Source organism: Actinomadura oligospora ATCC 43269 (assembly GCF_000518265.1).
Lineage (GTDB): Bacteria > Actinomycetota > Actinomycetes > Streptosporangiales > Streptosporangiaceae > Spirillospora > Spirillospora oligospora.
On record NZ_JADG01000011.1, the window covers coordinates 394,342 to 420,032 of the forward strand.

General features: G+C 72.5%; 23 protein-coding genes. 17 read left to right on the forward strand and 6 right to left on the reverse strand.

Features of this window, described 5'->3' with window-relative positions:
* Window positions 1–82: 82 nt before the first annotated feature.
* The 6 genes from P696_RS0119945 to P696_RS0119970 form a co-directional block, all read right to left on the reverse strand.
* The gene (locus P696_RS0119945; RefSeq protein WP_026413705.1) at window positions 83–1,474 is read right to left on the reverse strand and encodes a sensor histidine kinase; all 1,392 of its coding nucleotides are present in this window, start codon (window positions 1,472–1,474) and stop codon (window positions 83–85) included.
* Between the two features lie 6 nt (window positions 1,475–1,480).
* Window positions 1,481–2,155, reverse strand: coding sequence for a response regulator transcription factor (locus P696_RS0119950; RefSeq protein ID WP_026413706.1), 675 nt, complete (start codon window positions 2,153–2,155; stop codon window positions 1,481–1,483).
* A 5-nt stretch (window positions 2,156–2,160) separates the two neighbouring features.
* Window positions 2,161–3,147: a glycoside hydrolase family 6 protein gene (locus tag P696_RS0119955; RefSeq protein WP_034485782.1), complete on the reverse strand. Its 987-nt coding sequence runs from the start codon at window positions 3,145–3,147 to the stop codon at window positions 2,161–2,163.
* A 96-nt stretch (window positions 3,148–3,243) separates the two neighbouring features.
* Window positions 3,244–3,531 (reverse strand): hypothetical protein, encoded by a 288-nt coding sequence (locus tag P696_RS0119960; RefSeq protein WP_051467901.1) that lies wholly within the window; start codon window positions 3,529–3,531, stop codon window positions 3,244–3,246.
* Complete coding sequence (locus P696_RS0119965; protein WP_034485784.1) at window positions 3,528–3,803, reverse strand: hypothetical protein; 276 nt, start codon at window positions 3,801–3,803, stop codon at window positions 3,528–3,530. Before P696_RS0119965 ends, P696_RS0119960 begins: the two co-directional genes overlap by 4 nt.
* Window positions 3,804–3,943: 140 nt before the next feature.
* Window positions 3,944–4,618, reverse strand: coding sequence for a nucleotidyltransferase domain-containing protein (locus tag P696_RS0119970; protein WP_084337825.1), 675 nt, complete (start codon window positions 4,616–4,618; stop codon window positions 3,944–3,946).
* Window positions 4,619–4,799: 181 nt separating this feature from the next.
* Here P696_RS0119970 and P696_RS0119975 point away from each other — a divergent pair, with 181 nt between their 5' ends.
* From P696_RS0119975 to P696_RS52680, 17 genes are all read left to right on the forward strand, one after another.
* Window positions 4,800–6,095, forward strand: coding sequence for an ABC transporter substrate-binding protein (locus P696_RS0119975; RefSeq protein ID WP_034485787.1), 1,296 nt, complete (start codon window positions 4,800–4,802; stop codon window positions 6,093–6,095).
* 8 nt (window positions 6,096–6,103) lie between these two features.
* Window positions 6,104–7,099, forward strand: a complete 996-nt coding sequence (locus P696_RS0119980) for a carbohydrate ABC transporter permease (RefSeq protein WP_211245802.1) — start codon at window positions 6,104–6,106, stop codon at window positions 7,097–7,099.
* Entirely contained in the window at window positions 7,096–7,911 is an 816-nt protein-coding gene (locus P696_RS0119985; protein ID WP_026413713.1) for a carbohydrate ABC transporter permease, read from the forward strand. The genes P696_RS0119980 and P696_RS0119985 overlap by 4 nt, the downstream gene beginning before the upstream one ends.
* A gap of 61 nt (window positions 7,912–7,972) precedes the next feature.
* Window positions 7,973–9,556: a glycoside hydrolase family 13 protein gene (locus tag P696_RS0119990; protein ID WP_026413714.1), complete on the forward strand. Its 1,584-nt coding sequence runs from the start codon at window positions 7,973–7,975 to the stop codon at window positions 9,554–9,556.
* 10 nt (window positions 9,557–9,566) lie between these two features.
* On the forward strand, window positions 9,567–10,628 hold the full coding sequence (locus P696_RS46835; RefSeq protein WP_051467902.1) for a LacI family DNA-binding transcriptional regulator: 1,062 nt from the start codon (window positions 9,567–9,569) through the stop codon (window positions 10,626–10,628).
* A gap of 202 nt (window positions 10,629–10,830) precedes the next feature.
* Entirely contained in the window at window positions 10,831–12,123 is a 1,293-nt protein-coding gene (locus P696_RS0120000; RefSeq protein ID WP_026413715.1) for an ABC transporter substrate-binding protein, read from the forward strand.
* A 52-nt stretch (window positions 12,124–12,175) separates the two neighbouring features.
* Window positions 12,176–13,141 (forward strand): carbohydrate ABC transporter permease, encoded by a 966-nt coding sequence (locus P696_RS0120005; RefSeq protein ID WP_026413716.1) that lies wholly within the window; start codon window positions 12,176–12,178, stop codon window positions 13,139–13,141.
* A complete protein-coding gene (locus P696_RS0120010) occupies window positions 13,138–14,019 on the forward strand; it encodes a carbohydrate ABC transporter permease (protein WP_051467903.1) in 882 nt (293 codons plus the stop codon). Before P696_RS0120005 ends, P696_RS0120010 begins: the two co-directional genes overlap by 4 nt.
* Window positions 14,016–15,440 (forward strand): GH1 family beta-glucosidase, encoded by a 1,425-nt coding sequence (locus P696_RS0120015; protein ID WP_026413718.1) that lies wholly within the window; start codon window positions 14,016–14,018, stop codon window positions 15,438–15,440. Before P696_RS0120010 ends, P696_RS0120015 begins: the two co-directional genes overlap by 4 nt.
* A 24-nt stretch (window positions 15,441–15,464) precedes the next feature.
* Window positions 15,465–16,475: a LacI family DNA-binding transcriptional regulator gene (locus tag P696_RS0120020; protein WP_026413719.1), complete on the forward strand. Its 1,011-nt coding sequence runs from the start codon at window positions 15,465–15,467 to the stop codon at window positions 16,473–16,475.
* Window positions 16,476–16,776: 301 nt separating this feature from the next.
* Window positions 16,777–17,172 carry a DurN family substrate-assisted peptide maturase gene (locus P696_RS0120025; protein WP_157429812.1) on the forward strand — a complete coding sequence of 132 codons (396 nt, stop codon included), beginning with the start codon at window positions 16,777–16,779 and terminating at the stop codon, window positions 17,170–17,172.
* Between the two features lie 23 nt (window positions 17,173–17,195).
* Window positions 17,196–17,435: a cinnamycin family lantibiotic gene (locus P696_RS0120030; protein WP_026413721.1), complete on the forward strand. Its 240-nt coding sequence runs from the start codon at window positions 17,196–17,198 to the stop codon at window positions 17,433–17,435.
* 158 nt (window positions 17,436–17,593) lie between these two features.
* Window positions 17,594–20,782 carry a type 2 lanthipeptide synthetase LanM family protein gene (locus P696_RS0120035; RefSeq protein WP_034485789.1) on the forward strand — a complete coding sequence of 1,063 codons (3,189 nt, stop codon included), beginning with the start codon at window positions 17,594–17,596 and terminating at the stop codon, window positions 20,780–20,782.
* A gap of 6 nt (window positions 20,783–20,788) precedes the next feature.
* Entirely contained in the window at window positions 20,789–21,685 is an 897-nt protein-coding gene (locus P696_RS0120040; protein ID WP_245627733.1) for a Nif11-like leader peptide family natural product precursor, read from the forward strand.
* A complete protein-coding gene (locus P696_RS59090; RefSeq protein WP_051467904.1) occupies window positions 21,682–23,367 on the forward strand; it encodes an ATP-binding cassette domain-containing protein in 1,686 nt (561 codons plus the stop codon). Before P696_RS0120040 ends, P696_RS59090 begins: the two co-directional genes overlap by 4 nt.
* 98 nt (window positions 23,368–23,465) lie before the next feature.
* Window positions 23,466–23,888, forward strand: coding sequence for an effector-associated constant component EACC1 (locus P696_RS52675; protein WP_051467905.1), 423 nt, complete (start codon window positions 23,466–23,468; stop codon window positions 23,886–23,888).
* Complete coding sequence (locus P696_RS52680) at window positions 23,881–25,683, forward strand: caspase, EACC1-associated type (protein ID WP_051467906.1); 1,803 nt, start codon at window positions 23,881–23,883, stop codon at window positions 25,681–25,683. The genes P696_RS52675 and P696_RS52680 overlap by 8 nt, the downstream gene beginning before the upstream one ends.
* The last annotated feature ends 8 nt before the right edge of the window (window positions 25,684–25,691 follow it).

The window sequence follows — 25,691 nt, forward strand, 5'->3', positions numbered from 1 at the left end:
ACGTGCGCTCCCCCGCGGTACGCGAGTCGCCGCCTCATAGGCCGGGGCTCCGCGAACATCGGCCGCACCACGCGCGCTCGCCTCATGCGCCGGGCTCCGCGACGGACGGGAGTTCGATGCGGACGCGGAGGCCGCACGGGTCGGCGGCGGACAGGGAGAGACGGCCGCCCGAGGCTGTGACCAGGGCGTTCGCGATGGTGAGGCCGAGGCCGGAGCCCTCGATGTTCTGGTCGGCGGGGCGTCGCCAGAACGGCTGGAGGGCGTCCCGGGCCTCCGCCTCGGTCATGCCGGGGCCGCTGTCGGTGACGATGACGGCGGCGCGGTCCGGCGGGACGGCCTCGGTCGCGATCCGCACCTCGCCGCCGTCCCCGGAGAACTTCACCGCGTTGTCGATGATGGCGTCGAGCGCCTGCTCCAGCGCGTCCGGCGCCGCGCGCGCGAGCACCCCGGCGGACGCGGGGCCGGGGCCGAGCAGCCGGACGCCGCGACGGTCCGCGACGTCCCGCCAGCCGCCCGCGCGGGCGCGGGCCAGCGCGGTGAGGTCCACGTCGTCCGCCTTCACCGGGCCGGCCTCGGCGGAGGCGTAGGCGAGCAGCGCGTCGTAGAGGTGCGCCATCCGGTCGACCTCCTCGAGGGCCATCGCGTGGTCGGTCCGGCCGTCCGGGCCGACCTCGGGTTCGAGGTTCTCCAGCCACAGCCGCAGCGCGGCGAGCGGCGTGCGCATCTGGTGACTGGCGTAGGACACGAACGACCGCTGCCGTTCCACCAGCGCGGCGGTCTGCCCGGCCATCGCGTTGAACGACTCGGCGAGGCGGCGCAGCTCGGACGGTCCCGCGCCGCTCGCGACGCGCTTCTCGAACCGGCCCTCGCTGAGCGCGTGCGCGGCGAGGTCCAGCTCCGCGACCGGACGCAGCACCCACCGCGCGACCAGCGCCACCACCACGACGCCGACGAGGACGACCAGCAGCAGGCCCGCGCACAGCCGCGTCCAGGCGTCCAGCAGGCCCCGCCGCAGCGGATCGGTCGGCGACACGGTCACCGCGACGCCGATGACCTCGCCGCCGCTGACGACGGGCTCGACGACCACCATCGGCGCGTCCCGCCAGGGCCAGACGGTCGGGGTGGTGCGGGCGGCCTCGCCGGACAGCGCAGCGGCCACCCGTTCCCGGACGTCCCCCGGGCCGAGGTCCAGGTCCGGACGGGAGCTGATCGCGACCGCGCCGTCCCGGTCCACGACCACGGCCCGGATGCCGAACAGCGCGTCGTACTGCTCCAGCTCGCCGTGCAGCGCGGACGTGCGCCCGGTGCGCAGCGCGGTCTCGGCGAGCGAGGCGAACCGCGCGGTGTCCCCGGCGCGGTCCATGTACATGTCCTGGGTGTCGCGGGCGGCGGTCCCGGTCGCCAGCGGGACGGCCAGGGCGAGCAGGGCCGCGGCGAGCAGGGGCAGGTAGGTCAGGTAGAGCCGCCGCCGCATCCCCGCTCAGTCCCCGCCGCCCGCTGCGCCCGCTGCGAGCCGGTACCCGACGCCGTGCGCGGTCTCGATCCGCGCAGCGTCGCCGAGCTTGGCGCGCAGCGTCGAGACGTGCACGTCGAGGGTGCGGGACCGTCCCTGCCAGGACGTCCCCCACACCTCGCGCAGCAGGGTCTCGCGCTCCACCACCGCGCCGGGCTCGCGGATCAGCCGCGCGAGCAGCGTGAACTCCTTGGGCGTCAGCCGGACCGGCGCGCCGTCCAGGGTGAGCGTGCGGGCGGCCGGGTCGACCAGGAGCCGCCCGAGCGCCCGCACGCCGTCGTGGTGCCGCGGCCGGGCCCGCCGCAGCACCGCCTCCATGCGCGCCTGGAGTTCCGCCATGCCGAACGGCTTGACGAGGTAGTCGTCCGCCCCCGCGCGCAGGCCGGTGACCCGGTCGCGCTCGGTGCTGCGCGCGGTCAGCACGATGATCCCCACCTCGCCGCGATCGCGCAGCCTCCGGCAGACCTCCAGGCCGTCCAGGTCGGGAAGCCCGAGGTCGAGCAGGACGATGTCGCACGGCGGCGCGGCGAGCGCGGACGCGGCGTCGGCGGCGTGCTCCACGTCGTACCCGCACCGCTCCAGCGCCTTGACCAGCGCCGCCGCGAACCGGCGGTCGTCCTCGACCAGCAGGGCCCTCGGCATCGGCGCTAGCGCCCGTTGATCAGCCGCATCGCGAGGTCGGGGCTGAACGTCCCCGCCTGGACGCCGGGGCCGGTGCCGCACGGGCCGTCCGACTCACCGGGGACCTTGACCCAGAGCAGGTAGTCCGAGCCGGACCCGCCCGCCTGCGGCGCGGTCCCGAGCTTGGCCCCCGCCGGGTTGCACCACTTGCCGGGCGTGCCGCCGTGACCGTTGCGACTGGTGTCGATGACGAAGCCGCGGGTGTAATGGTATTTCGACGACAACGACGCGTTGATCTTCTGCGCGTACGCCGACGACTCGGCCGTCGTGAAGAAATTGGAGACGTTCACCGAAAAGCCGCGGACGTTCTTCGCACCGGCCGCGTTCAAACGGCTCGCCATGGTCGCGGGGGCCACCCAGTGGGCGTTTCCGCCGTCCAGGTAGACCTTCGCCTTCGGCGCCCTGCTCTTGAACTGCTGCGTCGCGTACTTGAGCAATGCGGTGCGATTCTTCGCCGCGTCACCCTTCAGGCAGTCGAGCTGCGCGACCGCGTCCGGCTCGATCACCACGATCGCCGAACGGGCGCCGACCGCGCCCGCGAACTTGGAGATCCACGTCCTGTAGGCGGCCGACGAACCGGCCCCGCCGTGCGACGCCCCACCGCAGTCCCGGTCGGTGATGTTGTAGGCGACGAGGATGGGCGTCTTGCCCTTGGCCTTCGCCGCGCCCACATATCCGGAAACGGCGCGGGTGATGTCCCCGCTCCAGTTCCCGAACCATTTCGCGCTGGACCGCGCGACGATCGACGACTTGATCTTCGCCGCCCGCGCGTCCCTCGGGTGAGCCTTCACCCAGGCCGCGGCCTGGGTCCCCGGATCCACATAGAACGGACTCGTCGCCGCCGCGTCGCTCGCGTCCGACGAACTGAGCCGCGCGCCATCGCTCCCGCCTGAGGAGCAGGCGGCCGCGCCTACCGCAACAGCGGCCACCACCAGCGGAAACACCTTGCGCATACTGTCCTCCTCGCTCATTCATGATCGACTCGAACGGCCGACATTGTGGCGTGGATCGACCATCCGCGTCCGCGAAACGGACTTATCGGCCCGTTCTCAGCCGAGCCAGAGGACGGCGGTGACGCGGAACTCGCGGATGTCGTGGACGACGAGGTACTCGACGATCACCTGGTGGCCGGGGACGCAGAGCTCGAAGCGGAGGCCGGTGCCGTCCAGCGGGGAGCCGGGCGGGGGCGCGCCGAGGTCGACGGCGTCGCCCGCCTCGGCGGCGAACCGGACGAAGTAGCGCAGGACGTCCTCGAAGAGGACGCGCGGCATGGCGTGCAGATCGGCGGCGGCCTCCTCCTGGCAGAAGACGGTCCACCCGCGCCCGGGGTCGGTCACCGGGGCCTGCGGGCGGCCAGTTCCTCGAGGGAGAGCAGGCCGCGCCCGGCGAGCGCGTCGGTCACGCGCCGCTCGCGGCCGGGAACGCGGTCGAGCATGGCGTCCATCCACCAGTGGTCCAGGACGGCGTCCAGCGCGCGGCCCTCGGCCTTCCCCGTCTCGGCCAGGAAGCGTTCGCGCTTGCCCGGCTCGAGCGCGGCGGCGACCGCGCTGACCGTGCGCGGGATCGCACGGGTCTGGCCGGGCAGGAGCGGACGGTCTGGCAAGGCCATGCGAAGCCCTCCGTGACACACGTGACGAACGCGCCCCACGCTACGGGACACCACCGACGTTCCCCCCGCCCTCCACGAAACCGGCGCGCCGCCCGCCCCACGCACCGCCCGCCCACGGGAGTGGCGCAGGCGAAGGCGGGTCAGGGTTCGGTGAGGCTTTTGCGGCGGGCGGAGTGGAGGAGGGCGTCGACGCGGGCGCGGTCGGGCTCGGCGGGGAGGGGGGTGCGGGCGAGCGCCTCGTCCATGCGGGCGGTGAGGGACGCGCGCCAGGCGGCGACCTCCTCCAGGGGCAAGTCACCGGCCCGGACGGCCATCAGCCGGTCCCGGTGCTGGTCCATCCGGACCAGCGGCTCGCCGTGTTCCAGCAGGTGGAGGCCGCTGAGCAGGAGCCGCAGCATGTGCATGACGTGTTTGGGGTTGCGGGCCCCGTGGTTCTCCATCTTGCGGAACTGGGAGTCGGCGTAGCCCAGGAACGACCGGTGGGCGCGCAGCGAGACGAAGGCCGTGCGGGCGGCCAGGAGCTCCTGGCCGAGCGGGGTGACCTTCTCGACCAGCGGCGACCAGAGGCACTCCAGGACGGTCGGGTTCGCGGCCAGCGCCAGTTCGCAGAACCGCTCGAACTCCCAGGAGAACTGCTCGTCCAGCGGGCCGGTGACGTGCGTCGGCGGCCCGTCGAGGTGCCAGAACAGCTCGGTGGGCGCGACGAAGACGCCGCGGCGGTCGGTGTCGCTGGCGGCGGTGTCCAGGCCGTAGGCGCGCGAACCCACGACCACCGCCAGGACGGTGTGGTCGGTCACGAGGCTCTCAGGTGCCATCACCCGTGCAGGTTCCCGCACGCGTCCGGTCTCCGCGACCCGATTGTCGGCTTGCAGAAACTTTCTGCAAGGACTTTACGTCCCTTGCGGCCCGTTGCTACCGTCGCCGCACCACCCCCACCAGGAGCAGGTGAAACGGGCTGCGTGACACGTCATCCCCGTTTCACAGAGGAGGACCCCCATGCGGCGTACCATCACGGCCGGAGCGCTGACCTGCCTGGCGCTCGCGGCGCTGACGGCCTGCGGCGGAGGCGACGACAAGAAGGACTCCGCGGCGCCGTCCGCGGCGCTCGACGGACGCGGCCCGGTCACGTTCGTCACCGGCAAGGACCGGTCGGGCAACATGCAGAAGCAGATCGACACCTGGAACTCCGCGCACCCGAAGGAGCAGGTCCGGGTCGTCGAGCTGCCGGACGAGCCGAACGACCAGCGCCAGCAGATGATCCAGAACGCGCAGACCAAGTCCGACGCGTACGGCATCCTCAACCTGGACGTCGTCTGGACCGCCGAGTTCGCCGCGAACCGCTGGCTCACGCCGCTGCCCAAGGACCAGATCGACCTGTCGAAGATGCTGCCCGCGACGGTCACGACCGGGCAGTACCGCGACAACCTGTACGCCGTGCCGTCCACCTCCGACGCCGGGATGCTCTACTACCGCAAGGACCTGCTCGACAAGGCCGGGATCAGCGCCCCGCCGAAGACCTACGCCGAGATGTGGGCCGACTGCGACAAGGTGAAGGCGCTGCCCGAGGCCAAGGGCGTCGACTGCTACTTCACCGAGGTCAACAAGACCGAGAGCCTGACGATCAGCGCGGTCGAGGCGATCGAGGCCCAGGGCGGCTCGATCATCGACGCGTCCGGCAAGCCGACCGTGAACACCCCGCAGGCCAAGGCGGGCATCGAGTTCCTCGCGGGCGCCCGCAAGGACCACATGCCGAAGGAGGCCGTCACCCTCGACACCGAGGGCGGACGCCGCTACTTCCAGGGCGGCAGGCTGCTGTTCCAGCGGCAGTGGCCCTACCAGTACGCGATGGCGAACGCGACCGACGGCTCGTCCAAGGTGGCGGGCAAGTTCGCCGTCGCGCCGCTGCCCGGCCAGAACGGCCCGGGCGTCGCCAACCTCGGCGGCCACAACCTGGCGATCTCCGCGTTCGCCAAGAACAAGGCCACCGCGTTCGACTTCATCAAGTACCTGACCGGTGAGCAGGCGCAGCGCGCGAACCTGATGGCCACCTCGCAGGCCCCGACCGTCGCGTCCCTGTACGACGACCCGGAGCTGACCAAGAAGTTCCCGTACCTGCCGGTGCTGAAGCAGGCCATCACCACCGCCAAGCCCCGCCCGGTCGTGGTGAAGTACGGCGACGTCACGGCCGCCATCCAGGGCTCGGTGTACGACGCGGTCAACGGCGGCAAGCCCGTCGACCAGGCGCTCACCGACCTCCAGGGCAAGCTGACCACGCTGACCGCGGGGCAGTGAGCCCTTCCGTGAGCACTGAGGTGAACGCCGAGGTGAGCGGGGTCGCCCGGCGCGCCGCCGCCCGCTCCTCGCGCCCGCGCCGCCACGGCGGCGTGCGGCGCGGGGAGCGGCGGATGGCCGCGCTCCTGCTCTCCCCCACGCTTCTCGTCCTGGCGCTGGTCGTCGGCTACCCGGTGCTCGCCGGGCTGCGCGAGTCGCTCTACGCCCGCGGCAGCGGGCTGGACGCGAACGGCTTCGTCGTCCAGGGCGACAGGTTCGTCGGGCTCGACAACTACACGTCCATCTTCCAGGGCGACCGCGCCGACGCGTTCTGGAACGCCTTCGGCAACACCACGTTCTTCACCCTGACCACGGTCACCCTGGAGACGCTGATCGGCGTCGGGATGGCGCTGATCATGCAGCAGGCGTTCCGCGGACGGTCGCTCGTGCGGGCCAGCATCCTGGTCCCGTGGGCGATCCCGACCGCGATCTCCGGCCTGCTCTGGCGGTGGATCTTCCAGGCGGACGGCGCGGCCAACGCCGTCATCGGCCACCAGGTGCTGTGGACGGCCGACGGGTTCCCCGCCAAGCTCGCGGTGATCATCGCCGAGGTGTGGAAGACGTCCCCGTTCATCGGCCTGCTCGTGCTCGCCGGGCTCCAGATGATCCCGCGCGAGGTGCACGAGGCCGCGAAGGTGGACGGCGCGGGCGTGTGGCAGCGGTTCCGCTACGTGACGCTGCCGCTGATCAAGCCCGCGCTGCTGGTCGCCGTCCTGTTCCGGATGCTGGACGTGCTGCGCATGTTCGACCTGCCGGCCGTCCTCGTCGGCGTCAACCAGAAGTCGGTGGAGACCCTGACCATGCTCGCCTGGTTCGAGGCGACGAACCTGCGGTACGGCTCGGCGGCGGCGTACGCGACGATCCTGTTCGCCTACATCGCGCTGATCGCCTACCTGTTCGTCAAGCTCCTCGGCGCCGACATCATCGGCGAGGCCCGGCGGACGCGAAAGGCGGCGAAGCGGTGAAGCGCGTCCTGTCCTACCTCGGCCTGGCCGCCGTCGCGGTCTACTGCCTGGCGCCGTTCTACTGGATGGTCGCCTCGGCCCTGCGGCGTCCCCAGGACCAGTTCGACAACTCGCCGGTGCCGTCGCCGGTCTCGACCGAGAACCTCCGCGCGGTGTTCGGCGGGCACAACGGCTTCGGCCGGGCGCTGCTGAACAGCGTCATCGTCGCCGGGACCACCACCGTGTTCACGCTGGTCGTCGGCGTGTTCACCGCGTACGCGCTGGCCCGGCTGGACTTCCGGTTCAAGAACGCCGTGCTGGGCCTGATCATCGCGACGACGATGTTCCCGGGCGTGTCCCAGCTCGTCCCGCTGCTGAAGCTGTTCACCGGGATCCACTGGATCAACACCTACCAGGCGATGATCGTGCCGAGCCTCGGCTTCGCGCTGCCGCTGTCGGTGTGGCTGCTCACCGCGTTCTTCCGGCAGCTGCCGTTCGAGCTGGAGCAGGCCGCGATGGTGGACGGCTGCACCCGCGGCCAGGCCTTCCGGAAGATCATCGTCCCGCTGGCCGCGCCGGGCGTGTTCACCACCGCGATCCTGACCTTCATCGCGGCGTGGAACGAGTTCCTCATCGCCCTGTCGATGGTCAACCGCAAGGAGATGCAGACCGCGACGGTCGCGATCTCCAAGTTCACCGGCGTGTCCGGCTTCGACCAGCCGTTCGGCACGCAGATGGCGGCGGGCGTGGTCGTGACCGTCCCGCTCATCGTCGTCGTGCTCGTGTTCCAGCGCCGGATCGTCGCGGGCCTCACGGCAGGCAGCGTGAAGTGACCCGCCGGAACGCCCCCCGCACGAACGTTTGACCCGGCTTCACGTGACCCGAAGGGATGACATGACCGACACGCCGACCACCGCCTGGTGGCGGGACGCGGTGATCTACCAGGTGTACGTGCGCAGCTTCGCGGACGCCAGCGGCGACGGCATCGGCGACCTGGCGGGCATCCGCTCCCGGCTGCCGTACCTGGCCGACCTGGGCGTGGACGCGCTGTGGGTCACCCCGTTCTACGTCTCGCCGATGGCCGACTTCGGCTACGACGTGGCCGACTACCGGGACGTGGACCCGCTGTTCGGCACCCTGGACGACGCGCGCTCCCTCATCGCGGACGCGCACGCGCACGACCTGCGCGTCATCGTCGACGTCGTGCCGAACCACAGCTCCGACCACCACCCGTGGTTCCGGGCCGCCCTCGCCGCCGCGCCCGGCTCGCCCGAGCGCGAGCGGTACCTCTTCCGCGACGGACGCGGCGCGGACGGCTCCGAGCCGCCGAACGACTGGGAGTCGGTCTTCGGCGGCCCGGCGTGGACGCGCGTGCCGGACGGCCAGTGGTACCTGCACCTGTTCGCGCCCGAGCAGCCCGACCTGAACTGGGAGAACCCCGGCGTCCGCGCCGAGTTCGAGGACATCCTGCGCTTCTGGCTCGACCTCGGCGTGGACGGCTTCCGGATCGACGTCGCCCACGGCATGGTCAAGGCCGCCGGGCTCCCCGACGTCGGCCACACCGGCCAGTCCGAGATGCTCGGCACGGCCGTCCTGCCCTACTTCGACCAGGACGGCGTCCACGAGATCCACCGCGCGTGGCGCAAGCTGCTCGACTCCTACCCGGGCGAGCGGATCGGCGTCGCCGAGGCGTGGGCGCCGGACACCGCGCGGCTCGCGAGGTACACCCGCCCGGACGAGCTGCACCAGGCGTTCAACTTCCACTACCTGGGCTCGCCGTGGGACGCGGCGAAGCTCCGCGACGTCATCGACGGGACCCTGCGCGCCGCGGGCGCCGCGCCCGCGACGTGGGTGCTGTCGAACCACGACGTCAAGCGGCACGTCACCCGGTTCGGCGGCGGCGAGACCGGCCTGCGCCGCGCCCGCGCCGCCGCGCTGCTCACACTCGCGCTGCCCGGCTCCGCCTACGTCTACCAGGGCGAGGAGCTCGGCCTGCCCGAGGTGCTCGACCTGCCCGCCGAGTTCCGCAGGGACCCGCAGGCCGGACGCGGCGAGGACGCGGGCCGCGACGGCTGCCGCGTGCCGATCCCGTGGAACGGCGACGAGCCGCCCTTCGGGTTCACCGCCGGGCCGTCCACGTGGCTGCCGATGCCGCCCGAATGGCGCGCGCTGACCGTCGCCGCCGAGGAGGCCGACCCGGACTCGACGCTCGCGCTGTACAAGACGGCGCTGCGGATCCGGCGCGCCGAGCGGGCGCTCGGCGACGGCGCCCTCGCCTGGCTGGACGTCCCGGACGGCGCCCTCGCCTTCACCCGGCGGGCCGCGGACGGCACGTCCGTCGGCTGCGCGGTCAACACCGGCGCCGAGCCCGTGCGCGTCCCCGCCACCGGCGAGACGCTGCTGTCCAGCGCACCCGTGACGCGCGAGGCCGACGGCACCCTCGTCCTGCCGCCCGACACGACCGCCTGGTGGAGGTAAATTCGTGGCCATGACGACGCCGACGCGCCTGGCCGACATCGCCGAGCACGCGGGGGTCAGCGAGGCGACGGTCAGCCGCGTCCTCAACGGCCGCCCCGGAGTGTCGGCGACGACCCGGCAGTCGGTGCTCGCCGCGCTGGACGTCCTCGGGTACGAGCGTCCGGCGCGGCTGCGGCAGCAGCGCGCCGGGCTGATCGGGCTGATCATCCCGGAGCTGACCAACCCGATCTTCCCGGCGTTCGCCGAGATCATCGAGAGCGCGCTGGCCCGGCACGGCTACATGGCCGTGCTGTGCTCGCAGACCCCCGGCGGCGTGGCCGAGGACGACTACCTGGAGATGCTGCTGGAGCGCGGCGTCGCGGGCGTCATCTTCGTCAACGGCCTGCACGCCAACGCCAACTCCGACCGGGCGCGGTACGCGCGGCTGACCGAGCAGGGCCTGCCGATCGTGCTGGTCAACGGGCACCGTCCGGACATCGACGCGCCGTTCGTCTCCAACGACGACGTCGCGTCGCTGGAGGCGGCCGTCGCGCACCTGGGCTCGCTCGGGCACCGGCGGATCGGCCTGGCGATCGGGCAGGACGTGTACGTCCCGACCCGGCGCAAGACCGAGGGGTTCCGGCGCGGCCTCGCGACGCTGCTCGGGCCGTCCGCGGACACCGAGGGCCTGGTCGTGAACACGATGTACACCGTCGAGGGCGGGCAGGCCGCCGCGCAGAAGCTGCTCGACCGCGGCTGCACGGCGATCTGCTGCGGCAACGACATCATGGCGCTCGGCGCGATCCGGGCCGTCCGGCAGCGCGGGCTGCGGGTGCCGGAGGACGTGTCGGTCGTCGGCTTCGACGACTCGCCGCTCACCGCGTACCTGGACCCGCCGCTCACCACGATCCGGCAGTCGGTGCGGGAGATGGCGCTGGCCGCGGTGAGCACGGTGCTGGAGGAGGTCGGGGGCGGACGTCCGCCGCGCACCGAGCTGCTCTACCGTCCCGAGCTGGTCGTCCGCCGGTCGACGGCGCCCGCGCCGGTCCCGGCCGCCCCGGCGCCCACCAGCCCTGAGCACCTCGTCAACTAATCCCGGGCACCTCGCCGACCAGCCCCCGGGCCGGTCGGCGACCGGCTCTGGGCAGCTCGCCGAACGCCCCGATCCTCCGAGATCGGGGCGTTCTCGTTGATAACGGTTGCGTTGCGGAGGATTGACAGTGAGCCGGGTCACGTTCTTTGCTTCGTGGGAGCGCTCCCACACTCCCACCCACGAACGAACGAGAGGGACCCACATGAGGGGTTACCGGCTGAGGACCGTGGCCGTGCTGGCGACGGCCGGCGTGCTCGCGGCGGCATGCGGAGGCGGAGGCGACGACTCCAAGTCCGGCAAGAACTTCACGCTGACCGTCGACGTGTTCGGCGAGTTCGGCTACGAGAACCTCTACAAGGGGTTCGAGCAGGCGCACCCCGGCGTCACGGTCAAGCAGCGCAAGGTGTCGTCGCTGGACGACTACAAGCCGCGGATCCAGCAGTGGATCGCCACCGGCAGCGGCGCGGGCGACGTGGTCGCGCTGGAGGAGGGCATCCTGCCCACCTACATGCAGCAGCGCTCCAAGTTCGTCAACCTCTTCGACTTCGGGGCCCGCTCGATGCGGGGCGACTTCCTGCCGTGGAAGTGGCAGAGCGGCCTCAGCCCGGACGGGAGTCAGCTCGTCGGGCTCGGCACCGACGTCGGCCCGCTCGCCATGTGCTACCGCAAGGACCTGTTCAAGAAGGCCGGGCTGCCCAGCGAGCGCGACGAGGTCGGCAAGCTCTGGCCGACCTGGGACCAGTTCCTCGCGACCGGCCAGAAGTTCCAGGGCAAGGTGTCCGGCACCAAGTGGCTGGACGGCCCGACCGCCGTCCTGCGCGCGACCGTCCTGCAGAACGCGGGCAGCGGCCCCGGCTACAGCTTCTTCGACAAGGACGACACGTTCGTCTTCGACACCAACCCGGCCGTGAAGCAGGCGTTCGACACGACGCTGAAGTTCGAGCAGAACAAGATGACCTCGGACATGTCGATCTTCACGCCGCCGTGGCAGACGGCGCTGAAGCGCGACACGTTCGCGACCGTGCCCTGCCCGTCCTGGATGCTCGGCGGCATCAAGCAGTTCTCCGGCGACTTCGGCAAGGGCAAGTGGGACGTCGCGACCACGCCGGGCGGGTCGGGCTACTGGGGCGGGTCCTGGCTGGCCGTCCCGAAGCAGAGCAGGCACCAGAAGGAGGCCGCCGCCCTCGCCCAGTACCTGACCGGGACGCAGAGCCAGGTCGGCGCGTTCAAGGACAAGGACACCTTCCCGTCCAACGTGAAGGCCGAGCAGGACCCGGCCGTGTCCGGCGCGACCAACGACTACTTCAGCGGCGCGCCGACCGGGAAGATCTTCGGGCAGCTGGTGTCCTCGGTGAAGCCCGTCCACCTCGGCCCGAAGAACGAGGACGTCCGGCAGGCGGTGGAGAACGTCCTGATCGCGGTGGGCCAGGGCAAGGTCAAGCCCGAGGATGCCTGGGCGAAGGCCGTCGACGCGGCCAAGAAGGCCGCGCGGTGACCTTCATGGACACGGGTCGGTCCGCGGCGCTCCCCCGGTGGTGGGGGACCCGATGACCAGTGTGGACACGCGTCCCGTCCGTCCGTCCTCGCGGGCGGACGGGGCGCCGCGGGCGAGCCGGTGGCGGGCCCGGCTCGACCGCCTCGACCTCAAGGCGAGCCCGTACCTGTTCGTCGCGCCGTTCTTCGTCGTCTTCCTCGTCTTCGGCGGCTACCCGCTCGTCTACACGCTGTGGGTGTCGCTGCACGACTGGGGGCTGTCGTCGGGGACGCGCGAGTGGGCGGGCTTCGGGAACTACGGCTACCTGTTCGGCGACGACCAGTTCTGGCACGCGCTGGTGAACACGGTGGGGATCTTCGTGCTCTCGACCGTCCCGCAGCTGCTGCTGGCGCTGCTGCTCGCCAACACCCTCAACCGGCGGATGCGCGGCGCGACGGTGTTCCGGATCGGGGTGGTCGCCCCGCTGATCACCTCGATGGCGGCGGTCGCGATCGTGTTCGGCCAGCTGTTCGACACCGACTACGGGTTCGTCAACTGGCTCCTGCAAAGCCACATCGACTGGCACGCGAGCCGCGCCTGGTCGTGGACGGCGATCTCGGTGATGGTCGACTGGCGCTGGACGGGCTACAACGCGCTGATCTTCCTGGCCGCGATGCAGGCGATCCCGAAGGACCTGTACGAGGCCGCCGCGATCGACGGCGCGTCCCGGATGCGGCAGTTCTGGCAGATCACGGTCCCGCTGCTGCGCCCGACGATCCTGTTCACGGTGATCATCTCGACCATCGGCGGGCTGCAGCTGTTCACCGAGCCGGTGCTGTTCGGCGGCGCGACGTCCAACAAGATGGACGGCGGCGCGACGCACCAGTTCCAGACGCTGACGATGTACATGTACGACAACGCGTTCGGCCACGACCGGTACGGGTACGGCGCGGCGATCGCCTGGGCGCTGTTCCTGCTCATCATCGCGTTCTCCCTGCTGAACTTCCTGTTCGTCCGGCGTGCGGGAGGCACCAGATGACGATCCCCGCTCCCCTGTCCCGGCCCGCGCGGTCGACCGCGCGGCGGCTGCACGGCCTCTGGGAGGCCAGCCCGCTGACGTACCTGACGCTGCTGGTCGCGGTGGTGCTGTCGGTGGCGCCGATCTACTGGATGTTCGTGGTCGCGACGCGCACCAACGACGTGGTCGCGAACGTCCCGCCGCCGGTGGTGCCGGGCGGCCACCTCGGGTCCAACCTGAACCGGCTGTTCGACAACCCGGACGCCTACTTCGCCAAGGGCCTGCTGAACTCGTTCGTCGTGGCGTCCTGCGTGACGGTCTCGACGGTGTTCTTCGCCTCGCTGGCCGGGTTCGCGTTCGCCAAGCTGCGCTTCCGCGGGCGCAACGCGCTGCTGCTGACGATCGTGGCGACGATGATGATCCCGGTCCAGATGGGCATCATCCCGCTCTACATGATCATGGTGCGGCTGGGCTGGCAGAACCATCTGCAGTCGGTGATCGTCCCGTTCCTGGTCACCGGGTTCGGGGTGTTCATGATGCGGCAGTACGCCGCCCAGGCCGTCCCGGACGAGCTGATCGAGGCCGCCCGCGTGGACGGCTGCACCACCTTCGGCGTGTACTGGCGGGTCGTCCTGCCCGCGCTGCGCCCGGCGGCGGGCGTGCTCGGCCTGTTCACCTTCATGCAGACCTGGAACGACTTCATGTGGCCGCTGGCGGTGCTGAACCCGGAGAACCCGACCGTCCAGCTGTCCATCAACAACCTGGCCAACGGCCACTTCAACGACTACACGCTCATGTTCGCCGGCACGACGGTCGCGGTGCTGCCGCTGCTGCTGGTCTTCGTGGCGTTCGGCCGCCAGATCATCGGAGGAATCATGGAAGGCGCGGTCAAGGCATGAGCGGGAAGGGCGCTAACGGCCAGGGCACGAGCAAGCAGGGCACGAGCGCGCGCGTGGACTTCCCGGACGGGTTCCGGTGGGGGGCGGCGACGGCCGCCTACCAGGTGGAGGGGGCCACCGACGCCGACGGCAGGGTGCCGTCGATCTGGGACACCTTCGTGCGGCGGCCCGGCGCGGTGCTGGGCGGCGACACCGGGGACGTGGCGGTCGACCAGTACCACCGGTTCCGCGAGGACGTGGCGATCATGCGCAACCTCGGGCTCACCGCGTACCGGTTCTCGGTGGCGTGGCCCCGCGCGGAGGCGCCCGGCGGCCGGGGCCTCGGGTTCTACGAGCGGCTCGTGGACGCGCTGCTGGACGCGGGGATCGAGCCCTGGCCGACCCTGTACCACTGGGACCTGCCGCAGTCGTTGGAGGACGCGGGCGGCTGGCCCGTTCGCGACACCGCGCACCGGTTCGCCGACTACGCGGCCCGGGTGCACCTCGTCCTCGGCGACCGGGTGAGGAACTGGCTGACGGTGAACGAGCCGTGGTGCGCGGCCTTCCTGGGGTACGCGTCCGGCGACCACGCTCCCGGACGGCGCGAACCGGGGGCCGCGCTGTCCGCCGCGCACCACCTGATGCTCGGGCACGGCCTGGCCGTCCAGGCGATGCGCGCGGAGCGGCCGGACAACAGGTTCGGCGCGGCCGTGAACCTGTACGCGATCTCGCCCGCGTCGGACGCGGAGGCCGACGTGGACGCCGCGCGCCGCGTGGACGGCCTCCAGAACCGGTTCTTCCTGGATCCGCTGCTGCTCGGCCGCTACCCCGAGGACGTCCTGGCGGACGTGGAGCGGTTCGGGTTCGCGCCGCCGGACGCCGACCTCGCGGTCATCAACCAGCCGATCGACCACCTCGGCGTCAACTACTACTCGCGGCACACCGTCAGCGGCGATCCGGACTCGGCCCCGCAGGCGGCGGCGTCCCCGTTCGCCGAGCATTCGCCGTGGGTGGGCAGCGGGCACGTGCGGTTCCCGTCCACCGGACGGCCGGTGACCGGGATGGGCTGGGAGATCGACCCGTCCGGGCTGACGGACGTGCTGGTCAGGCTGCACGAGGAGTACCCGGCGGTGGACCTGTGCGTCACCGAGAACGGGGCGGGCTACCAGGAGGAGCCGTCCAACGGAACGGTCCACGACGCCGAGCGCATCGCGTACCTGGACGGCCATCTCCGCGCCTGCCATGACGCGATCTCCGCGGGTGTCCCGCTTCGCGGCTACTTCACGTGGTCGCTGCTGGATAATTTCGAGTGGGCGTGGGGGTACTCACGGCGCTTCGGGCTGGTCCACGTCGACTACGCCACCTTGCGCCGCGCGCCCAAGGACAGCGCGCGCTGGTACGCGGAGGTGATCCGCCGGGGCGGGCTCGGGGACCGCGGGTAACGGGGAAACGGGAGGGCGGGCGGGATGGCCGGACGGGGAACACGTCCCACCCTGGAGGAGGTCGCCGCGCTGGCGGGCGTCGGCCGCGGCACCGTCTCCCGGGTGATCAACGGCTCGCCGCGGGTCAGCTCCCGCGCGCGGGACGCGGTGCTCGCGGCGATCGACGAGCTCGGGTACGTGCCGAACCGGGCCGCCCGCACGCTGGTCACCCGGCGCACCGAGACGGTCGCGCTGGTCGTCGCCGAGTCCGAGCTGCGGCTGTTCGACGAGCCGTTCTTCGCGGGCATGATCCGCGGCGTCAGCGCGGCGCTGAACGAGACCGGCCTGCAGCTGCTGCTCGCCCTCGCCCGCTCCCCCGCCGAGTACGAGCGGCTGGAGCAGTACCTCACCGCCCAGCACGTGGACGGCGTGCTGCTCACCTCGCTGCACGCCGAGGACCCGCTGCCCGGACGGCTGGAGGCGAGCGGCGTGCCGACCGTCCTCGGCGGCCGTCCGCCCGGCATCGAGCCGGTGTCGTACGTGGACGTCGACAACCGCAGCGGCGCGCGGCAGGCCGTCGAGCACCTGGTCGACCGGGGCCGCCGCCGCATCGCCACCATCGCCGGGCCTCAGGACATGGGCGTCGGCATCGACCGGCTGACCGGCTACCGCGCCGCGCTCGCCGAGGCCGGGCTGCCCGAGCTGGTCGTGCACGGCGACTTCAGCGAGGCCAGCGGGATCGCGGCGGCCGAGGAGCTGCTCGCGCGCGACCCGGGCCTGGACGCGATCTTCGCGGCGGACGACCCGATGGCGCTCGGCGCGATGCGGGTGCTGCGGCGGCACGGACGGGCCGTCCCGGCGGACGTGGCGGTCGTCGGCTTCGAGGACTCGCCGTCCGCGGCCCTCTCCGACCCGCCGCTCACCACCGTGCACCAGTCGGCCGAGGAGATGGGCCGCGAGATGACCCGGCTGCTCCTGGCCCGGATCAACGGCGAGCGGCTGGACGAGCCGGTCGTCATCCTCCCGCCCCACCTGGTCGTCCGCGCCTCCAGCTGACGCGTCCCCTCCCGACGCGTCCGCGCGGAGTGCCGCCCGCGTTCCGGCACCCCTCGCTCACCTGCGCATATGCGCGCCAGGGCCCCGATAAATCGGTCCCAACCTCTCAGACCCGCAGGTCCGTGAATTGCTCGACAATTCACAGGGCAAACGTCGTTGCGCGCGATAAAACCCTCGCCCACCCACCCCTTCACCCGTGTCATTTGGCGTTGTTAACCTGGCGCACGGCCAGGGAGAACCGGGCTGGAAACCGCCGGAAAGACCGACGGAAATGGACACCGGCAGACCACGGGGAGACGCGATGTGGAGCACCGGGCCGAAGCCGCCCAGCGACGTCACCAAGCACAAGAACATCTACACCGTCCGGCAGATCCAGCACCTGCTGGTGCTGTGCTCGCTGCTCAAGCAGGACGGGCCGCTGGCCAGGACGCTGGCCAACGCGCTGGCGCTCGACCCCCTCCCCATGGCCGTGCGCGCGGAACCGGTGCCGAGCGTGCACCCCCAGGCCACCAAGGACTGGCTGGAGTCCTTCTGGGAGCCGGCCGCCCTGACCCCCGACGAAGTGGAGGTGGCCGCCTGGCAGAACAACATCACCGAGATGGTGACCGCCGTGGAGGAGATCCACGCGATCGAGAAGCTCATTGGAATTCGGCTGACCACCGAAATCATGACCCAGCCGGAAGAGAACTCGCAGTAATGCGAATCACCAAGGAGGAAGAAATGACCGCTACCTCGATTCTTCGTCACGCCGCCGCCGACGCCGACTTCCGCAGCGAACTGCTCGAGCGCCCCACCGACTTCGGCGTGACCGCGGTCCCCGCGGGCGTCGAGCAGCCCGACGCCGAGCAGCTGGGCTACTGGACCGAGGGCGTCGCGGCCGTGGACATCTACGCCTGCTCCTCGACCTGCAGCTTCGGTCCGTTCACGATCGTCTGCGACGGCACCACCAAGGGCCAGTAAGTGCCTGCCCGGCGCGTCCGAGGTGAGGCGCCGGGCCCTCTCCCCACGGCCCCCGGTCCGTCTGCGGGGTCGAGTGTGACGACGGTGGGCCGGCCGAGGCCGGCCCACCGTCCCTCACCTTTTCCCGCCCGTCCCCTTCCGAGGAGCACCCGTCCGTGATGCAGCACCGCCTCGACCTCGCAGCCCGCGCCGCCAACCTGGCCGAACGGCGGCGGGTGGTGGACGCGCTCGGCCCGCCGCAGGACCCGCCCGCCCTCAGCGAGTTCGACACCTGGATGGCCGCACGGCAGGCAGGCAAGCTCGCCGAGCGCGGCGCCCAGTCGAAACGGCGTGACCTGCCCGGACGCGACGACCACGAACACGACGACCTGGTCGCTCTCCTGACGGCCTACCGGCAGAACGAGCTGCTCCTCGCCTCCGCCGACTCGCCCGTCGGCCGGTTGCTGGAGGAGCTGGCCGCCGACTGGCTGCCCACCTACCGCGCCGCGCTCGACGGCCCGCGCGACGACGCCGCGTCCGGCCCGGACGCCTGGTGGCGCGCGCCCGAGGTGCTGTACGGCGGGCACGCGATCCTCTGCGCGCCCTTCCTCGCCGAGCTCGACCGCCGCCTCACCGCGATCCTCGCCGAGGACGACGGCGGGCCGGTGTTCGACCGGGGGTTCGTGACCGGGTTCCAGGAGCGGCTGCTCAGCCGGTTCGGCCTGGCCATGGCCTGGGCGGTCGAGACCGACGCGAAGGCGTACTGCGCGCAGCACGGCATCGACCCGGAGGCCGCGTCCGAGGCCGACTTCACCGCGCATCTGGACGGCACGTTCGGGGACGCCGAGGACCACCACCGCTTCTTCCTCGACTTCCCCGTCCTCGGGCGCTGGCTCGCGCACGTGACCGACCTGCTCACCGGGCACGGCCGCGACCTGGTCACGCGGCTGCGCGCCGACGCGGCGGACGTCGGCGCCGCCTTCTACGGCACGCCGGTCACGGCGGTGCGGGGCGCGACGCTCGGACACGGCGACGACCACGCCGGCGGACGCAGCGTGGTGATCCTCGCCGTCGAGACGGCGGACGGTCCCGAGAAGCTCGTCTACAAGCCGCGCAGCGTCCACGGCGAGGCCGCGCTCCAGGGCCTCCTGGACCGGATGCGCACCGACGGCGCGCTCGGTTTCGCCTCCCGGCCCGTCCTGCCGCGGGACGGCTACGGCTACGAGGCGTTCATCCCGTCCGGGCGCAACCACGTCGCGGACCGCGCCGCGGCGGCGGCCGTGCACGCCGAGCTCGGCGGCTACCTGGCGCTGTTCTACGTGCTCGGCGGCGGCGACCTGCACTTCGAGAACATCCTGGTCGCGGACGGGCACGCGTTCATCTGCGACGGCGAGACGATCCTCGGGGCCGTCCCCGGCGAGCGTCCGGACGGGGCGGGCACCGTGATGGACTCGGTGTTCCGGACCGGCCTGATCGAGTGGCCGTCCGGACGCGCCGACGCCGAGGGCTCGATGCGGCTGTCGGGCTACGCGGGCGGCGGCGCGTACGAGATGCCGACCAGCGTCCCGCAGCTGGACGACCGGGGCCCGTCGTTCGCCGCGTCCGTCCGGCACGTGTCGGGCGTGCTGGTCGATCCGGGCGCGAACAACCGGGTGTTCGTCGACGGCGAGATCACCCACGCCGAGGACTTCGCCGAGGACGTCGGCGCCGGGTTCGACGCGGTCTACCAGTGGTTCGCCCGGGGCGGCGAGGACGCGGTCAAGATCGTGCGCGAGCTGTTCGGCGGGGCGCGCGTCCGGTTCGTCAACTGGAGCACGCAGATCTACGCCCAGCTGCTGCTGGCCTCCCGGCACCCGCGCTGCCTGATGGACCCGATCGAGGTCGACCTGCTGGTCGACACCGTCCGGCACTTCCCGCGCGTCTGGGACCACGACCTCGCCTGCCCGGACCGGGAGGCCGAGTCGATGTGGCGGATGGACATCCCGCTGTTCGACACGCCCGCGGACGCCGACCGGGTGACGCACGACCACGGCGAGGCCGTCCCGGTCCGGCTGGCGGCGGCGCCGCTGGACATCGCGGCCGAGCGGATCATGGCGCTGACCGAGGAGAACCGGCGCAGGCAGCGGCAGTACATCTCCGCCGGGCTCGCCGGCGGCGACGTGACCAGCGAGGACTTCGCCGCGACCTGCCTGGAGCAGGCCGAGGCCGTCGCGGAGCGGCTGTGCGCGGCGGCGCGGGTCACCGGCGCGCCCTGGACGTCCTACATCGTCACCAAGGACGGCCACGAGGAGGTGGACATCGAGGCCGACCTCTACAACGGGACGGCCGGCATCGCCCTGTTCCTCGCCCACCTCAACGACCTGAGGCCGCGCCCGGAGTTCGAGCGCACCGCCCGGCTGGCCCTCGCGCACGCGGTGGAGCACACCGACATGAGCCGCCTCGGCGCCTACCCGGGCATCGGCGGGCTGATCTACACGCTCCTCCACCTGCACCGGCTGTGGGACGAACGGGAGCTGCTCGACCAGGCCGTCGCCCTCGCCGACGGCCTCGCCCCGGCCATCGAGCAGGACGACCGCCTGGACGTCTACTTCGGCGTCGCGGGCCTGATCCCCGTCCTGATCCAGCTCGCCGAGACGACCGGCGGGCACGGCGCGGGCCTGGCGATCCGCTGCGCCGAGCACCTGCTGAAGACGGCGAACACCGACGGCGACGCGATGTCCTGGCCCGGCGACGACGGCGGCGCGGCGCTCGCCGACCTCACCGGCTTCGCGCACGGCGCGGGCGGCGTCGGCTGGGCGCTCGCCATGCTCGGCAAGCGCACCGGGCGGAACGCCTACGTCGACGCCGCGCGCCGGGCCTTCGCCTACGAGGACCGGCACTTCGACGAGCTCGTCCAGGACTGGTACGACCTGCGGTCCTCGCCGGGCGGCCCGATCTGGAACGACCGGCACTTCGCCAACGCGTGGTGCAACGGCTCGGCCGGGATCGGCCTCGCCCGCCTCGCGACCTGGGACGTCCTCGGCCGCGAGGACGAGGACATGGTGCGCGGAGCCACCCGCGGGCTGACCGCGACCGTCCGCAACTTCCCCCGGCTGATGAACGACACGCTCTGCCACGGACGGTCCGGGAACGCCGAGCTGCTGCTCCGGCACGCGCTGCTCCGCGAGGAGCCCGCGTTCCGCGTGGAGGCCAACCTGCACGCCCAGAACCAGTGGCGGAACCTCGCCGAGGCCCGGACCGGACCCGAGTCGGGGTTCTTCCCCGGGCTGATGCTCGGCATGGCGGGCTTCGGCATGCACTTCCTGCGCCTGGCCCGTCCCGAGCGGATCCCGTCCGTCCTGCTGCTCGACCCGCCGACCCGACCCTGAGGAGTGATGACGAGTATGTCCGTGGACGCCTGCCAGGAGTTCATGACCGCCGCCGGCACCGACCCCGACCTCGCGCTGCGGATGCGGGCCATGACCGGGGTGCCCGAGCTGCTCCGGCTCGCCCGTGACCACGGGTACGAGTTCACCGTGCCCGACCTCGCCGCCGTCTCCATGGCCTCGGCCCGCGAGAGCGGCGAGCCGGGTCGGCCGCCCGCCGCCGCGGGACCCGCCGCCGAGACGTCCGTGCTGCACTCCGAGTACGCGCTGGGCGATCTGCCCGGTTTCGCCGAGGTGCTCGACCTGCTTCCGCTGGTCAAGATCCGTCCGCCGTCGGTGGACATGGACCGGTTCGCGGACGCCTTCGACCCGGCCGACCTGGCGTCCACCGGCTTCGCGCCGAGCGGCCCCGAGTACCGGCGGTGGCGGGCGGGCGTCAGGACGGCCCCCGGCGACCGCCGCGACTTCCACCTGGTCAACCTGGACGACCATGTGACCCACCCCGGCTACGAGTCCTACCTGGACGCCAAGGTCCGGCTGGTCGGGGCGCTGGAGAAGGTGTTCGGGCCGGAGGTCCGGTTCTCCGGGAGCATGTGGTACCCGCCGTCGTCCTACCGGCTCTGGCACACCAACAAGGACCAGCCCGGCTGGCGGATGTACCTGATCGACTTCGACGACGACTTCGACGACCCGTCCGACACCTCGTTCTTCCGGTACCAGACGCCGGGCACCGGCGAGCTGGTCACGCTGCGGGAGCGGCCCCGGATGGCGCGGTTCTTCAAGATCGAGCAGGAGCCGGAGCGGCTGTTCTGGCACTGCATCGTGAACCCGACCGAGCGGCACCGGTGGAGCTTCGGCTTCGTCGTCCCCGACCACTGGAAGGCCGCGCTGGAGGCCGCCGCGTGACCGCACCCCCCGCCCTCCCGGACGCGGCGGACGCGGCGGGCCCCGCCGGGATCCCGCCCGCCATCGCCGCGTCCGGGCTGCGCAAGCGGTACGGGGACGTCGTCGCCGTGGACGGCGTGGACCTGTCGGTCGAGGCCGGGGAGTGCTTCGCGTTCCTCGGCCCGAACGGCGCGGGCAAGTCCACCACGATCTCGATGCTGTGCGCGCTGACCCGGCCGACCGCGGGCAGGGTCGCGATCGCCGGGCACGACACGCTCGCCGACCCGCTGGAGGCGCGCCGCCGGATCGGCCTGGTGTTCCAGGAGTCCACACTCGACCTCGGCCTCACCGCCGCCGAGAACCTGCGCTTCCACGCCGACCTGTACGACGTGCCGCCCGGGCTGATCCCCGAACGCGTCGACCGCGCGCTCGATCTCGTCGGCCTCACCGCGGAGCGCGACCGGATCGTCGGGACGTTCTCCGGGGGGATGCGCCGCCGCCTGGAGATCGCCCGCGCGCTGCTGCACCGGCCGCGGCTGATCGTCCTGGACGAGCCGACGCTCGGCCTCGACCCTCACGCGCGCGCACGAGTCTGGGAGCACCTGCGGGCCGTCCGGGAACGCGAGGCCGTCACGATCTTCCTCACCACGCACTACCTGGACGAGGCGGAGCAGTGCGACCGGGTCGCGATCATCGACGCCGGGCGGATCGTCGCGCAGGGCTCCCCCGCCGCGCTGAAGGCCGAACTGACCGCGCCGGGCGCGCCCCCGCCGTCGCTGGACGAGGTGTTCCTGCACCACACGGGCCGTCCGCTGCACGACGACACCGAGCTCGGGGAACCGCCCGCGGCGGCTCCCCCACCGGTGCGGCCGGAGGACATGTCCCTCCCGCCCGCGCGGCGGCCGGCGGCGGAGTTCCGGGCCGTCCGCATGGTGTGGCGGCGCGACCTGCTGATCTACCGGCGGGACGGGGGCGGGGCGCTGCTGGCGATGGCGCAGCCGCTGCTGTTCCTGTTCATCCTCGGGGTCGGGCTGTCCGGGCTGATGCCGGGGATCGGGCAGGGGACCTACCAGCTGTTCGTGTTCTCCGGCGCGCTCGTCACGGCCGCGCTCGGGCCCGCCGTGGCGGTCGGCGCGTCCCTGCTGTGGGAGAAGCAGGCCGGGTTCCTGCGGGAGATGCTGGCCGGTCCCGTCCGGCGCGAGTCGCTGCTGCTCGGCAAGTGCCTGGGCGGCGCGACCATCGCGACCGTCCAGGGGACGCTGCTGCTCGCCGCCGGGCCGCTGATCGGCGTCCCGGCCAAGCCGCAGCTGATCGTCATGCTCGCCGGACAGCTCGCGCTGACGTCGCTGGCGATGACGGCCTGCGGGGTGCTCGCGGCGACGTTCGTCCGGCGTCCGCCCACCTACGGGACGGCCATGTCGGTGCTGGTCGCGCCGCTGACGTTCCTGTCCGGCGCGATGTTCCCGCTCGCCGGGCTGCCCGCCTGGCTGCGCGCCCTCGCGCTCGCCGACCCGCTCACCTACGCGGTGGACGCGCTGCGCCGCACCGTCGCCTCGCAGCTGCCGTCCGCGCCGCCGCACCTGTTCCGGCCGCTCGCGATCGGCGGCTGGCACCCGCCGATCGTCGCCGAGTGGACGCTCCTCGCCCTGCTCGCGCTCGTCCCGCTGCTCTGGTCGGCCCACCGCTTCTCCCGCGCCGACTGACCCCGGCCCGACGCGGACGCCCCGGCCTTTCCACGGGCCGGGGTGTTCCTGTGCCCGAACCCCTCGCCCGCGCGCGTGTTCCGTGCTCCTATGTGGCCATGGAGGCACGCATCAAGGTCAGCGGCGACGATCCGGCGCGGGAGACGGCCGGGCTGCATGAGTGGCTGCGCGGCGACCGGACGCTCGCCGGACGCGTCCGCGCCGAGTCCACGCCACCGCGCGACGGCGAGCTGGGCGGTTCGGCGGACGTCCTGGTCGCCGCGCTCGGGTCCGGCGGCGCGGCGGTCGCCCTCACGAACGTCCTGGTGGCGTGGGTGAAGTCCCGCCGTCCGGACGTCAGCGTCACCGTCACCACCGAGAACGGCAGCGTGAAGATCGACACCACGGACCTGCCCGCCGACGCCGTCCTGCCCCTGCTACGCGAGGTCCTGCACGGCGACGAGCACCGGCGCGACCTGATCCGACGCGACGACGCGGCCCTGCGGGACGGCGACAAGGCCCTGCGGGACGGTGATGACTGACTTCTCCCGGTCCCGGGCGGTCCTGGTCGGCACGGCGGAGTACGCGGACGCGGCGTTCCCGCGGCTCCCGGCCGCCGCCAACAGCCTCGCCGGGATGCGCGCCGTCCTCACCGACCCGTCCCTGTGCGGCTGGCCGGACGACCGGGTGACCGTCGAGTCCGACCCGTCCGACTGGCGCGGGCTCGTGCGGCGGACGCGCGTCCTGGCCCGCGAGACCGAGGACGTCCTGCTCCTGTACTTCGTCGGCCACGGCGTGATGCTTCCGCGCGGCGAGCTCAGCCTCGCCCTCACCGACACCGAGGCGGACGACCCGGACCTCACGGGCCTGGAGTACCGCCGCGTCCGCGACCTGCTCCGCGACAGCCCGGCCGCGACGAAGATCGTCATCCTGGACTGCTGCTACTCCGGCCGCGCCATCGAGGCCCTGACCGCGCTGGACGCCGTGGCCGACTCCACCGACGTCCGCGGCGTCTACACCCTGACGGCCAGCGACCACACCGCCCACGTCGTCCCGCTGGCGGAGCAGGAGGCGGTCCCGACGTCGTTCACCGGCCAGTTCCTCGCGCTCGTCCGCGACGGCGTCCGGGACGGCCCGGAGTCCCTCACGCTGGGCGATCTGTACGTCCACCTGCGACGGCGCCTGACCGCGCACGGCCTCCCCGCCCCGAACCAGCGCGGCACCGACACCGCCGACCGCTACCCGTTCACCCGCAACCCGGCCCACCGCCGTCCGCCTCCGCCCTATCCGTACCCGCGGTCGCGCCCAGAGCCCGGCGTCGTCGCGCGCCCGCGTCTTTTCCCCGCCGAACCGCGCGGCCTCTGGTCCACGATCCCCGGCGTCCCCGCGCTTCTGCCGCAGGAGACCGTCGGCGCGAGCGCCCTCGCCTTCAGCCCGGACGGCCGTTCCCTGGTCACCGGCCACCTGGACGGCTCGGTCCACCTCCGGCGCTGGAGCTTCGAGGGCTCGACGCCCCTGCGACCGGTGGCGGGCGAGAGCGGGCCGATCAGCGCGGTCGCCGTCACCTCCGTCGGCCCGCTGGTGGCGTACGCGGTACCCGGCCAGGAGGTCGGGCTGTACTCCCTCGAAAGCTCGGGCCCGGAGCACCGGCTTCTGGCCGACTCCTGGTCCTGCCCGAAGGGCCCCGTGCGCACGCTCGCCTTCACCCCGGACGGCCGGTGGCTCGTGGCCGGGCAGGCCACGACGAAGGAGGATTCGCGGACCTGCGTCGTCTGGAACGTCCGGACCGGCGGACGGCTCAGGGATCCCGAGCCCGCCAAGGACTCCTGGGCCCTGTGGTGGCACGCCAGCGACCACGCCGTGACGATCCTGCCGGACGGCCGGGTCCTGACCCTCCAGCACAGGGACGGGCACAACGCGGTCGCGACCTACCGGCTCGCCGGCGGACAGCCCACCAAGATCCTGGAGTCCCGTGTCGAGATCGGCTTCGTCCACGGGGTCGAGGCCGCCGGGATCTCCCCCGACGGCCGGACGATCGTGACGGTCGAGCACGGCCGGATCCACTACTGGCGCGCCACCGACGACGGCCACCTGGACGGTCCGACCTTCGCGGAGGGAACCCCGGCGACGTCGGTGGTCGTTGGACCTGAGGGACGGGCGGCGGCGCTGTGGGCGCCGGGCGAGCCGCTGCGGGTGTGGGATCTCCACGCGTTCGAGCAGATCGGAGGGTCGCTTCAGCACAGCGGCCAGACCAGGGCGGTCGCCTTCACGCCGGATGGCGCGACGCTGGCCGTGGGCGACGCCGAATGGCCCGTGCGGCTGTGGCGTCCCGCCTGAACGGACCT